11 protein-coding genes are annotated in these 11,963 nt (G+C 67.7%); 4 read left to right on the forward strand and 7 right to left on the reverse strand.

The window, feature by feature from the left end; translation table 11 throughout:
• Nucleotides 1-29: 29 nt before the first annotated feature.
• Both AB0L70_RS22030 and acnA read left to right on the forward strand, forming a co-directional pair.
• Complete coding sequence (locus AB0L70_RS22030; protein WP_363686886.1) at nucleotides 30-1,214, forward strand: Fic family protein; 1,185 nt, start codon at nucleotides 30-32, stop codon at nucleotides 1,212-1,214.
• A 137-nt stretch (nucleotides 1,215-1,351) separates the two neighbouring features.
• On the forward strand, nucleotides 1,352-4,126 hold the full coding sequence (gene acnA, locus AB0L70_RS22035; protein ID WP_363686888.1) for an aconitate hydratase AcnA: 2,775 nt from the start codon (nucleotides 1,352-1,354) through the stop codon (nucleotides 4,124-4,126).
• Between the two features lie 54 nt (nucleotides 4,127-4,180).
• Here acnA and AB0L70_RS22040 read toward each other — a convergent pair whose 3' ends face one another.
• Genes AB0L70_RS22040 through AB0L70_RS22050 form a run of 3 tightly spaced genes read right to left on the reverse strand, consistent with a single transcriptional unit; the run spans nucleotide 4,181 to nucleotide 6,898 of the window.
• Entirely contained in the window at nucleotides 4,181-5,206 is a 1,026-nt protein-coding gene (locus AB0L70_RS22040) for a hypothetical protein (protein ID WP_363686890.1), read from the reverse strand.
• Nucleotides 5,203-5,802, reverse strand: coding sequence for a sigma-70 family RNA polymerase sigma factor (locus AB0L70_RS22045; protein ID WP_363686892.1), 600 nt, complete (start codon nucleotides 5,800-5,802; stop codon nucleotides 5,203-5,205). The genes AB0L70_RS22040 and AB0L70_RS22045 overlap by 4 nt, the downstream gene beginning before the upstream one ends.
• Nucleotides 5,803-5,857: 55 nt before the next feature.
• On the reverse strand, nucleotides 5,858-6,898 hold the full coding sequence (locus AB0L70_RS22050) for a hypothetical protein (protein WP_363686894.1): 1,041 nt from the start codon (nucleotides 6,896-6,898) through the stop codon (nucleotides 5,858-5,860).
• Between the two features lie 83 nt (nucleotides 6,899-6,981).
• Here AB0L70_RS22050 and AB0L70_RS22055 point away from each other — a divergent pair, with 83 nt between their 5' ends.
• Nucleotides 6,982-7,548 (forward strand): HEAT repeat domain-containing protein, encoded by a 567-nt coding sequence (locus AB0L70_RS22055; protein ID WP_363686896.1) that lies wholly within the window; start codon nucleotides 6,982-6,984, stop codon nucleotides 7,546-7,548.
• 9 nt (nucleotides 7,549-7,557) lie between these two features.
• On the opposite strand, the gene AB0L70_RS22060 is transcribed toward AB0L70_RS22055, so the two are convergent.
• From AB0L70_RS22060 to AB0L70_RS22070, 3 genes are all read right to left on the reverse strand, one after another.
• Nucleotides 7,558-7,974: an HIT family protein gene (locus AB0L70_RS22060; RefSeq protein WP_363686898.1), complete on the reverse strand. Its 417-nt coding sequence runs from the start codon at nucleotides 7,972-7,974 to the stop codon at nucleotides 7,558-7,560.
• A complete protein-coding gene (locus AB0L70_RS22065) occupies nucleotides 7,974-9,881 on the reverse strand; it encodes a Na+/H+ antiporter (protein WP_363686900.1) in 1,908 nt (635 codons plus the stop codon). The genes AB0L70_RS22060 and AB0L70_RS22065 overlap by 1 nt, the downstream gene beginning before the upstream one ends.
• An 88-nt stretch (nucleotides 9,882-9,969) precedes the next feature.
• Nucleotides 9,970-10,464: a DUF402 domain-containing protein gene (locus AB0L70_RS22070; RefSeq protein WP_363686902.1), complete on the reverse strand. Its 495-nt coding sequence runs from the start codon at nucleotides 10,462-10,464 to the stop codon at nucleotides 9,970-9,972.
• A gap of 149 nt (nucleotides 10,465-10,613) precedes the next feature.
• On the opposite strand from AB0L70_RS22070, the gene AB0L70_RS22075 reads away from it, so the two are divergent.
• Entirely contained in the window at nucleotides 10,614-10,961 is a 348-nt protein-coding gene (locus AB0L70_RS22075; protein ID WP_363686904.1) for a hypothetical protein, read from the forward strand.
• Between the two features lie 388 nt (nucleotides 10,962-11,349).
• Here the strand turns inward: AB0L70_RS22075 and AB0L70_RS22080 are convergent, their stop codons facing one another.
• Nucleotides 11,350-11,886 carry a DUF402 domain-containing protein gene (locus AB0L70_RS22080; RefSeq protein WP_363686906.1) on the reverse strand — a complete coding sequence of 179 codons (537 nt, stop codon included), beginning with the start codon at nucleotides 11,884-11,886 and terminating at the stop codon, nucleotides 11,350-11,352.
• Between the last annotated feature and the right edge of the window lie 77 nt (nucleotides 11,887-11,963).

Genomic DNA, 11,963 nt, shown 5'->3' on the forward strand with positions numbered 1-11,963 from the left:
CTCGGAGCTAGTTCCGACTTGGAGGCGGCATGGACTGGCCGGCGCATGTGCCTGAGGTGCGGGCTTGGCGGCAGCGCACCAGGAGCGGCGCGGCCGCGGACCGCATGCTCAGCGAGGTGGTCGCGATGCGCCCACCGTTGATCGGGGAGCGCGACGTACGCCTGAGTCCTGACGTGGCGGCGGCCATGGAAGCCTGCGTGCTCGAGATCGCCGCGCTCGATCACTCGCACGGCGCCGAGTTGGCAGCTCTGGAGACACTCCTGCTGCGGACCGAGTCCGTGGCGTCCTCGAAGATCGAACACATCGACGCCTCGGTCGACGATTACGCCCGCGCTCTGCACGGGATCAGATCGAATCCGTCGGCGACGTCGATGGTTGCGTCTACGGCTGCATTGGCTGCCCTGGTCCGCTCCGTCGACGATGGCGAAGATATCGACACTGCGATGATCCTGATGGCGCACCTCGCCTTGATGGTCGAGGACCCGCACGAGCACACGTACGCCGGTCGTTTCCGCGATCTGCAGAACTGGATCGGTGGCAGCGACCACTCACCACGGAACGCGGTCTATGTGCCGCCGCCTCCGGAGACCGTGGACGAGTACATGGCCGACCTCGTCGCCTTCGCCAACCGAACCGATCTGCCGGTGCTTTCTCAGGCGGCGATCGTGCATGCGCAGTTCGAGTCCATCCATCCGTTCACCGACGGAAACGGCCGGATCGGCCGCGCGTTGATCAACACCGTGCTGCGACGCCGTGGCGTGACTCGGAGGGTGGTCGTCCCGCTTGCTTCCGCGTTGGTCGCGCGGCGCGACGACTACTTCGATCTGCTCGGTGCGTACCGCGACGGGTGGGTCGAACCGATCATCCGATCGTTCACGGTGGCATCCACGATCGCCGCACAGGAGTCGCGAGTGACGGCGGACCGGATCGCTGAGCTGGCTCCGACCTGGCATCGGACGGTTGGGGCTCGGCGAGGTAGCGCCGCCTTCCGGCTACTGGAGCGATTGGTCGGCGCCCCGATCTTCTCGGCGAGCGAGGCCGAGGAGGCGATCGGAGGCGCCACGAGCAGTGTGTACGCCGGAATTGAGCGGCTGCATGCTGCTGGGGTGATTCGGCCGTTGACCCAGCGGACCCGCAATCAGGTGTGGGGAGCCGTGGACATCCTGAACGAGTTGGACGATCTCGCCGGCCGGATCGCGGCTGCCGCGCGTTGACCGGAGTGGCTCGATGTCGTGTATCTTGATGTCGAGAGAGTTTGGTGGCGAGGTTAGGGGAACCTGACCTCGCGGCCGGGCGGCGGGCTGGGCAGGATGGGCTCAGCGGATCAGAGACTGGACAGAGGAGCAGGTTGATGGCGAGCGTCGACAGCTTCGGTGCCAAGGGGGCACTCGAGGTCAACGGACAGTCGTACGAGATCTTCAGGTTGGCGGGCATCGAGGGCGCGGAGACACTGCCGTACTCACTGAAGGTGCTGCTGGAGAACCTGCTGCGCACCGAGGACGGCGCGAACATCACCGCCGAGCACATCACCAAGCTCGGCAACTGGGACGCGAACGCGGCCCCGGACACCGAGATCCAGTTCACCCCGGCGCGGGTGATCATGCAGGACTTCACCGGCGTCCCGTGTGTGGTCGACCTGGCCACGATGCGCGAGGCGGTCGGCGAGCTCGGCGGCGACCCGACCAAGATCAACCCGCTCGCCCCGGCCGAGCTGGTCATCGACCACTCGGTCATCACCGACGTCTTCGGCCGGCCGGACGCGTTCGAACGCAACGTCGAGTTCGAGTACCAGCGCAACGGTGAGCGCTACCAGTTCCTCCGTTGGGGCCAGACCGCGTTCGACGACTTCAAGGTCGTCCCGCCAGGCACCGGCATCGTGCACCAGGTGAACATCGAGCACCTCGCCCGCACCGTCATGGTCCGCGATGGCGTGGCCTACCCGGACACGTGCGTGGGCACCGACAGCCACACCACGATGGTGAACGGCCTCGGCGTGCTCGGCTGGGGCGTCGGCGGCATCGAGGCCGAGGCCGCGATGCTCGGCCAGCCGGTGAGCATGCTGATCCCGAAGGTCGTCGGCTTCAAGCTGACCGGCTCGGTGCCGGCCGGCGCCACCGCGACCGACGTCGTACTGACGATCACCCAGCTGCTGCGCAAGCACGGTGTGGTCGGCAAGTTCGTCGAGTTCTACGGCGAGGGTGTCGCCGCCGTGCCGCTGGCCAACCGGGCCACGATCGGCAACATGAGCCCGGAGTTCGGTTCCACCTGCGCGATCTTCCCGATCGACGACGTGACCCTGGAGTACCTGCGGCTGACCGGTCGCAGTGACCAGGACGTCGCGCTGGTCGAGGCCTACGCCAAGGAGCAGGGCCTGTGGCACGACGTCTCGGTCGAGCCGCGGTTCTCGGAGTACCTCGAGCTCGACCTGTCGAGCGTCGTACCGTCGATCGCCGGCCCGAAGCGGCCGCAGGACCGGGTCGAGCTGAGCCAGGCCAAGGAGGCGTTCCGCGGAGCGCTCGCCGACTACGCCACCGAGGAGACCGAGGTCGACCCGTCGGAGACCGGGAGCTTCCCGGCCAGCGACGCGCCGAACGGCCACGGCAACGTGAACGACGAGCCGCACGTGCCGCACGACGGCCCGGGTCGTCCGTCGAAGAAGACCAAAATCACCATGGACGGCGCGGAGATCGAGCTCGACCACGGCCACGTCGTGATCGCGAGCATCACCTCCTGCACCAACACCTCGAACCCGTCCGTCATGCTCGCCGCCGCGCTGCTCGCGAAGAACGCGGTCGACAAGGGCCTGGCGTCCAAGCCGTGGGTGAAGACGTCGCTCGCGCCCGGGTCGAAGGTCGTCACCGACTACTACGACAAGGCCGGTGTCACGCCGTACCTGGAGAAGCTCGGCTTCCACCTGGTCGGCTACGGCTGTACGACGTGCATCGGCAACTCGGGCCCGTTGCCCGAGGCGGTCTCCGCCGGTGTCCAGGAAGCCGACCTCGCCGTCGTGAGTGTGCTGTCCGGCAACCGGAACTTCGAGGGCCGGATCAACCCGGACGTCAAGATGAACTACCTGGCCAGCCCGCCGCTGGTGATCGCCTACGCGCTCGCCGGGACGATGGACTTCGATTTCGAGAACGATGCCCTGGGCAAGGACAGCAGCGGGAACGACGTGTTCCTGAAGGACATCTGGCCCGCCGCGGACGAGGTCGAGGCCGTGATCGCGAGCTCGATCAACAAGGAGATGTTCACCAAGGACTACGCCGACGTCTTCGCCGGTGACGAGCGCTGGCAGTCGCTGCCGACGCCCGAGGGCAAGACGTTCGCCTGGGATGCCGACTCGACGTACGTGCGCAAGCCTCCGTACTTCGAGGGCATGGCGAAGGACCCGTCGCCGGTCACCGACATCGCCGGTGCGCGGGTGCTGGCCAAGCTCGGTGACTCGGTCACCACCGACCACATCTCCCCGGCCGGCTCGATCAAGGCCGACAGCCCGGCCGGCAAGTACCTGGCCGACCACGGCGTCGACCGCAAGGACTTCAACTCCTACGGTTCGCGGCGCGGCAACCACGAGGTGATGATCCGCGGCACGTTCGCGAACATCCGCCTGCGCAACCAGATCGCGCCGGGCACCGAGGGCGGCTTCACCCGCGACTTCACCAAGGCCGACGCGCCCGTGACGAGCATCTACGAGGCCTCCGAGGCGTACGCCGAGGCCGGCACGCCGCTCGTGATCCTGGCCGGCAAGGAGTACGGCTCGGGTTCGTCGCGCGACTGGGCCGCCAAGGGTACGGCGTTGCTCGGTGCGCGGGCCGTGATCACCGAGTCGTTCGAGCGCATCCACCGGTCGAACCTGATCGGCATGGGGGTCCTCCCGCTGCAGTACCCGGAGGGCGAGAACGCGGAGTCGCTCGGCCTGACCGGCGAGGAGACGTTCGACATCAGTGGCGTGACCGCGCTGAACGAGGGCACCGTCCCGAGCACCGTTCACGTCAAGGTCACCGGCACCGACGGCTCGGTCAAGGAGTTCGACGCGGTCGTCCGCATCGACACCCCCGGCGAGGCCGACTACTACCGCAACGGCGGCATCCTGCAGTACGTGCTCCGCTCCCTGATCACGAGCTGACCAGCAGAAATACGGCGTACTCCGGCCCCTCAACCGGAGTACGCCGTACTGGTCCTACTTGCAGCCAAGGCCGACCTTGTACTCCACCGGCGTCCTGTCCTTCGCGATGGTGTCGGCGTAGTCCCAGATCGTGTCCGGGTAACGGCCCAGCTTGGTCATCTCCAGCAGGACCTTCCAGCTGTGGCTGGTCTTCATCGCGGCGACCGCTTCGGCGGCCTTCGCGGTGTCACCGGACTTCTTGGCCGCCGTCCACTGATTCAGCCACGCGCAACTGACCGCGCCGGTGACGCGCGCCCCGACCTGGTACCGGTGGTCAAGTGTCTGGGTGTACAGCGGCGCCGTGTCGAATCCGGCCGGCAACGGCACACCCTCGAGCATCTCGTCGACGACGCGCTTGTTGTCGGCCGGCTTGACCGCCGACGCGGGCATCGCGTCCAGCCACTCCTCGACGCCGACCGGCTTCAGCTTCCCGACCAGTTCCCGGTACGCCGCCTCCGAGCCGCCGTCGAGACGGACTTCCAGGAAGTTCTTCCCCTTCGGGGGCAGCATCAGCGTGTATTCGGGGAACTTGTCGCGGTACAAGAACATGGTCCCGTGCTGGCCGAGCAGCTCGATCGGGACCTGCGTGGTGTCGTGGGACCGGTCCTTGTAGAAGCCGTCGTACTCGTCCGCCGGTCGCCAGTGCACGTTCAGCTGCTGGGTGCCGTCGGTGAAGTACAGCTCGCCCGCTTCCGCAGTAAAACTCTGAACCGCGCCGACCTTCCAGCCGGGCGCGTCCAGGAGCAGTCGCTGGTTGGCCTCCGCCACGGCTAGGACTTCGGCGCCGTACGCCGACGCCGGCGCGGCCGGGTTGCCCCGCGGGAAGAACACCCCGGCAAGGGCGATGACGATCGCCGCCGCGGCGACGAGTAGGACGGTGCGCCGCCGGTGTGGCGGTCTGAGTTTCGGGGTGGGTGCGGTCGTGGTCACGATCTCCTCCAACAGGTCGGACGCGGCGGCCTCGGCCGGCAGTCGCCGGACCGAGTCGTCGGCGAACGGGTTGGCCCGCGCGAGCAGATCGTCGAACTCGTGGTCGTTCATCGCTCCTCCTGAACCGGTCGCGCGTGCTGGTCATCCCGTACCTGTCCGTCAGTGCTGAAGGCGTCTCCGACGGCCGCGCGCAATCTCGCCCGGGCCCGATGCAGCCGGGTCCGGACAGTTCGCGCGGGGACGCCAAGGACTTGCGCGGCTTCGCGGGGATCGAGTCCGTCCCAGCCGGTCAGCATGAGCAGCTCGCGATCGTTCTCACTCAGTTGAGCGAGTCCGGCCCGGATCGCCGTGGTGGAGTCCGAGAGGCTGGTGAGGTCCGGTGTCGCCTCGGCCAGTTGGAGACGGAGCTTCTCGGCAAGCCGATCCCGCCGGATCTCACCGCGCCGGTGGTTCGAGAGGACCCGACGGGCCACGCCGTACAGGTAGAGGCGGGCGGTGCCGTCGGCCGGTACGTCGTCGAGCCGGCGCCAGGCCACGAGCATCGTCTCGGCGATGATGTCGGCTGCGTCTTCGGGTGAGCTGACCCGACGGAGTGCGTACCCGAGCAGCGGACGGAAGTTCTCGTCGAACAGCTCGCGGAAACGGAGTTCACGGTCCGGAACGGCGCGAAGTGCCACCGGCGGGGGCGGACTCGGCGTACTCGTCATACCCGGTCCATGTCCGGGACGGCGAGGGGCGTTACAGGTGGTGTGACGGCTCCGGCTATTGGCCGACCTCGGGGCCGGGTCGTTCGGCTCCGGTGGATTGGCCGGTGGAAGCCGCGGGCGTGGAGCCGGGGGGCTTGACGCCGGTGAAGGGTGCCTGTGCTCCGAGGACGTCGGTGGGGGAGAGTTCCTGCCGTGCGACAGGTCTCGCAGACTCGCGGCCGCACACTTGATGCGAGGCGTAGATCACGGCGGCGGCCGTGTCGACGCCGATCGAGTAGCCCCACTGCTCGGCCTTCGCGATCGTGCTGATGGTGTGTCGCCGCATCGAGGTGACGTGCGACCACTTGCGCCCGGCTTCCAGGCTCACGGCCGCGAACGCGGTCTTCCGTTGGTACTGCGTGAGGTTCGACAGGTCCGCAGGGGCGGTGACGAGCCGGAAGACGTGCGCCCAGCGGTCGGTCTTGTCATGGGTGATCAAGCTGCCGAACACGTCGTCACGATCTCGGTTGCCGGCGGCCGCGACGGTGTCGACCAGACCCTTGACAGCGGCGGTGTTCGACGCGGATGTCGGGTTCAGCCGGAACGGCGTCGTCATATCCGCGTTCAGCCCCTGGCCGGCCAGAGCGGCCTCTGGCGGATCGACGGAGTAGGCGTCGGCCAGACCGTTCTCGGCCATGACTTCCTGGGCGATCTCGTAGGTTCGCTGCTCGGCGAGAGCCTGGTCGAGCATGTTCTCGCCGAAGCTCAGCTCACGATCCAGCGCGCCACCGCGTTGCGCCGCGTCCGCCGGTATCGGGCTGCTCTGCCGGAGGCCTTCGTAGATCACGGTGTACGCCGCATCCCGCGCGGCGCGTGGATACATCCACGAACCCGGCTTGCCGGCCTGCGCCTGCATCAGCGGTGCGATCACCTCGCGCGGGTTCAGGTGAATACTGCCGTCGGCCTCCGACCGGCTCCGCCTTCGCATGCTGAGGGAGGACATCAAACCGATGCGACCGGTCCACGGTTCGGCGCCGACCCGGCGGCGGGCCGAGTCGATCAGACCGGTGATGAGGCGGTACTCCGCCGACGCCGGGTCGAGCCATCCGTCGGCCATCCGCACACCTCTCTCCAGGTTGACTCGCCGAGGCTAATCACCCTGCGGGTCAGTTGTCGGTGGCGGACGCTTTACTGGTCGGCATGGGTCCCGACGAGAAGCGGGCCGCGCCGCGAGACATCGTCCGGGCGGCATGCGCCGAGCATGGCGAAGACACCGTGATCGACTGGTGCATCGCCTTCCTCACGGGCGAGATCTCGGGGGAGTCGGCGTACGGCGCTGACCTGCCGAAGCTGGTCGCGATCACCGGAAGCCCGAATCCCGGCGGATGGTCGGCGCCGGTCGACCCGGTCAACTACTACTGGATCCGCGTCTGGGCCGCGCGGGTCTTCCTCTACATCTGGCGCGACGACGTGATCGCCGCAGTGCAGGTCGCCGCGTCCGATCCCGCGTGGCGGGTCCGCGAGCACGTCGCCCGGATCACCGCCCAACGAGAGCTCGGTCAGCTCGCGGATGCGCTCGTACCAGACCTCGAGCACGAGCTACCCAGAGTCCGAGCCACCGCCGCCCGCGCCCTCGGCGTAGTCGGCGAGTCCGAACACGCCGAAGCCCTGCAGGCGTTGGCCGACGACCCAGACCTGACAGTGCGCGTCGCGGCCGAGAAGGCCCTCACCCGAATGGAAAAACGCCTGGACCGCACGTTCGACTGATGAGGGTTGCTACCCGTCGAGAGCGGCCCGGAGTTTGGCGGCGTACTCGGCGGCTTCGGTGTCGTCGGCGTACTTGGTCCTGGGCCAGAAGAAGCCTCGTAGACCGTCGCCTTTGGTGCGGGGGACCACGTGGACGTGGAGGTGGGGGACCGACTGGGAGACGACGTTGTTGACGGCAACGAACGAGCCCTGGGCGTCGAACGCCGTACGCACGGCTGCCGCCACCGAACGGGCTGCGCCGAAGAGCGGCACGGTCAGTTCGTCGGGGAGCTCGACGAGGGTCGGCACGTGGTCGCGCGGCACGAGCAGCGTGTGCCCCTTGAACACCGGCCGTACGTCGAGAAACCCGACGACCTCCGGCGTATCCAGCACGATCTGCGCCGGCGTCGTACCGGCGATGATGGAACAGAACAGACAGTCAGCCATCAGCCAAGCTTCTCGTCCAGGAAGCACCAACGCCAATTCTCGCCTGGTTCGAAGCTCCGCATGACCGGGTGCTTGGTCTCGTCGAAGTGCTTGCTGGCGTGTTTCATCTGCGACGAGTCGCAGCAGCCGACGTGACCACAGCCGAGGCAGAGCCGCAGGTGGACCCAGGTGGTGCCGTCAGTCATGCACTCCTCGCACCCCTCGGGCGTGTTCGGCGCGACGACCACCGGAGCCTGCTCGAGGTGGTCGCAAGCAGCGCCCGCTGCGACCTTGACCCGCAGATCCTCCGACCGCCCACCGACGTCGTCGTCCTCGTCGCGGTCCAGGATCGACTCCTCGATGTCGAGTGCGACCTGTGCCCGCTGCAGTACCTCGTCCGCGACCAGACCGGCGTCCCGGACCTTCAAGATGTGCTCCCGCTCGGCTGCCAGCATTGCGATCCGCAACCGCCGGTACGCCTCGCTCGGCGTCTCGTACTCGGTCTCCGGCCGCCCGAGCCGCTCCCACGCCGCCTGCGCCCGAGCCTCACCACGCTGCCGGAGCAGGTCGACCACCTCAGGCGGGTCGTTGTCCGTCACGATCTCCTGCAGCTTCTCCTCCGCGGCACGATGCGCACCCTGCAGTACGGCGGCCTCCTGCAGCGCATCCTCCGCGGGATCCGGCCCGGGCAGGCCGAGTCGTCGTACCAGCCAAGGCAGCGTCGAACCGTTGACGAGGAGCGTGCCCGCGGTCACCGCCAACGCGATGAACACGAGCACCTCGCGATGCGGAGTGTTCTCAGGGAGCGTGAAGACCGCAGCCAGTGTGACCACACCGCGCATGCCGGCCCACGAAACGACGGCGAGGGCCTGCGGAGACACGGGGCCCGGTCGCGACGGACCCAGGATGCGCCGGGACAGCAAGGTGATCGGGATGAGCCAGATCGGCCGGAGCAGCACGACCGCGAGGAACACCGCGATCGTCGACACCGCGATCAGCCAGCCGGGCAGCGGGCTCTCGGCGAGATCGTCCAGGATCCACCGGGTCTGCAGGCCGATCAGCAGGAAGACCGTGTTCTCCAGCAGGAACTGGAACGTCCGCCAGTTGGTCCGTTCCGACATCCGCGACTTGGCCGACTGGATGATCGGCGCCTTGTGCCCGAGCAGCAGGCCGGTCACCACCACGGCCAGTACGCCGGACGCGTGCACGTAATGGTTCTCCGCTGCGATGTAGGCGACGAACGGTGCGGTCAGGCTGAGCGTGGTGTCGAGCACCGGGTCGGTGAACCGGCGGCGGATCTTGGCGAGCACGATCGCCACGACGACACCGATCAGGACACCGCCGCCGGCCGCGCGGAGGAAGTCGAGGCTGACGTGGAGCACGGTCGGCGCGACCGCTGCGGCCGCGATCGCCGTACGGAGGCAGACCAGTGCGGTCGCGTCGTTGACCAAGCTCTCGCCCTCGAGGATCGTCACCACCCGGCGGGGGAGGCCGACCCGCTTGGCGATCGCGGTCGCGGCGACGGCGTCGGGCGGCGCGACGACGGCACCGATCGCGAACGCGGCCCAGAACGGCAACGGCTCCTGGCCGTTCGCCTCGGCTACCGCGCCGAGCAGCCACCAGGCGACCAGTCCGACGCCGAGTGCGGTGAACGCGACCAGGCCGACCGACAACAGTCCGATGGACCGGCGGTGCTTGGAGAAGTCGACCAGGCTGGTCTTGATCGCGGCCGAGTACAGCAGCGGCGGCAGGAACCCGACCAGCACGACCTCAGGCTCGAGCTCGACCCTGGGCACGAACGGGAGGTACGACGCGGCGATCCCGATGACCACCAGCAAGAGGGGAGCCGAGATCCCGAGCCGCCGGGCCAGCGCGGCCATCGCCGCGACCACGGCGACGAGGGCAACGACCTCGATCGCGATATGCACGCGGACAGTGTCGCAGTGCCGAACCGTTTTCGTCGCCGGGTTCGCCCACGGCTGACTCGGAGGCCGAGCGAGAGGGCGCCGCTACGGGTCAGCGCATCTTGTCGAGGTACGTCTTGTAGACCGTGAGGAACGGCTCCTCGGTCGCAACCACGCCGGCCAGCCAGTCGCAGGTCTGCTGCGCAGTCGCGATCACGTCGGCCGGATACCCGTACTTCACCTGGTGCTCCGCGAACTCGTCCTCGTCATCGATGATGATCCGCCCGTCACGCTTCTTGATCACGTCCAGATCGAGATCGATCATCGTCACGACCTCGTCGGAGAACTCCACCGGCGTGGTGATGTCGCAGTAGATCTCCGTCGACCGCGGCTCGTCGTTGAACAGCGCCGTGAACCACTGGTCCCGCGGAAACAACTGCACATGAGCCTGCTCCTGCGTCACCACCGGCTCATCCCCACGCTGCGACACCGACCCGGCGGGCGCCCCCAACCACACCCCGTACTCGTCCTCACCCAAGTACCGCATCCACTGATGCCAGTGCAGCGCCTCGTCATACTTCCGATAAACAGCCCGAACCTCCCGCATACCGCCCAACCTATCCGCCGATAGGGGCCGACAACCGGCGTTACAGATCTTGCAGGTTACTGCAGTTTTTCCGACGCACCATCCGGTCAACACTCAGCATGTGAGGTCGGCTGCAACGCCCGGGAGGGGGCAAATGGTGAAGTGGGGGCGTGAAGCTGGTCCTTCGCCCGCGGCAACGTCGGCTCAGCGACCGAGACCGTCGCCGCTGGATCCGTCGACCGGGAGTTCGAGGACCCGGCAGTTGGCACCTCTTGATCGGGACCTACACCTCCACCGGTACGGACGCCCTCGGCAACCCGGTCGGTCGGATCGAGATCTCCATCGACAACCGCACGCTGGCCACCGAGTCCTTCACCACCCCGACCCGCACCGGCAACACCACCCTGGCCACCCCTGCAACCGCCCGGCTGGACGACGACCTTCGCATCTACGCCGGCGTCCTCAGCCAGTCCAAGGCCTGCACCGAATACCCCGAACTCCCCAACTGCAACTCTTGAGGCGCTGCAGGTTGGTGCAAGTTTGCTGTGGGGGATGGATCGGGCGCGGATAGTGACGGAGCATGGTGGGGTTGCTGCTGGGGGCGGCGACTTGATCGGCTCTCGTCGGCTCAGGGGGGCTCCTAGCCGACGAGAGCCGGTTGCCGTCTATAGCCAGCCGTCGTCCTGGACCATGTGCTGTCTCGTGGGAGTTCGTCGTCTTCACAGCAGTCCGGCGACGCGTGTCCCCACAGCACAAGGAGGTGCGCGGTGACGTCACCGCCGACGTGCTCGAGCTCGACCACAGTCCACTCGCCGAGTGCATCGGATCGTGACCCGGTCCGCGCCCGCCGCCGAAGGCGGCCGATAGGTCTGTCGCCGCGTAGCGGTGTCCTTTGGTCGCGGGCCGCTAGAGGGAGCGGATCTTGTCCAGGTAGGGCTTGTAGGCGGTGGTGAAGGGTTCTGTGGTGGTTATGTGGGTGGCCAGGTGGTTGCAGGTGGCTTGGGCGGTGGCTATTACCTGGGGTGGGTAGTTGTACTTGATCTGGTGCTGGGCGAACTCGTCTTCGTCCATGACCTTGACGGTGCCGTCACGGAGGAGGCGGATGTCGAGGTCCAGGTCGACCGTGGTGACGGTGTCGACGCCGAACTCGGCGGGCATGGTGATGTCGCAGTAGATGGCGGTCTGGTGGGCGACATCGTTGAAGAGCGCGCTCCACCACTGGCCGCGCGGGAACAGGCGGACCCGGTGGTGGTCGATCGTGGTCCAACTGCCGTCCGCACGCTGTCCGCGAGTGCCGGGGAGCGAGCCGACCCAGAGGCCGTGTTCGTCCTCGCCGAGCCGGATGGCCTCCACCAGGCGGTGCGGCTGTCCGTCGTACTTGCAGAACAGCGTGGTGACTGTTTCAACACCGTCCCCACCCCACCGGCCCCGGTCTGGCTCCATACCCCTCACTCTAGAGCCGGTCCCGAACAAATTACGCTCAGTAGGCATCCCAATGTGTGAGATTGCCCTGAGAGCGG

Source organism: Kribbella sp. NPDC051952, from assembly GCF_040680855.1.
Classification (GTDB): Bacteria; Actinomycetota; Actinomycetes; order Propionibacteriales; family Kribbellaceae; genus Kribbella.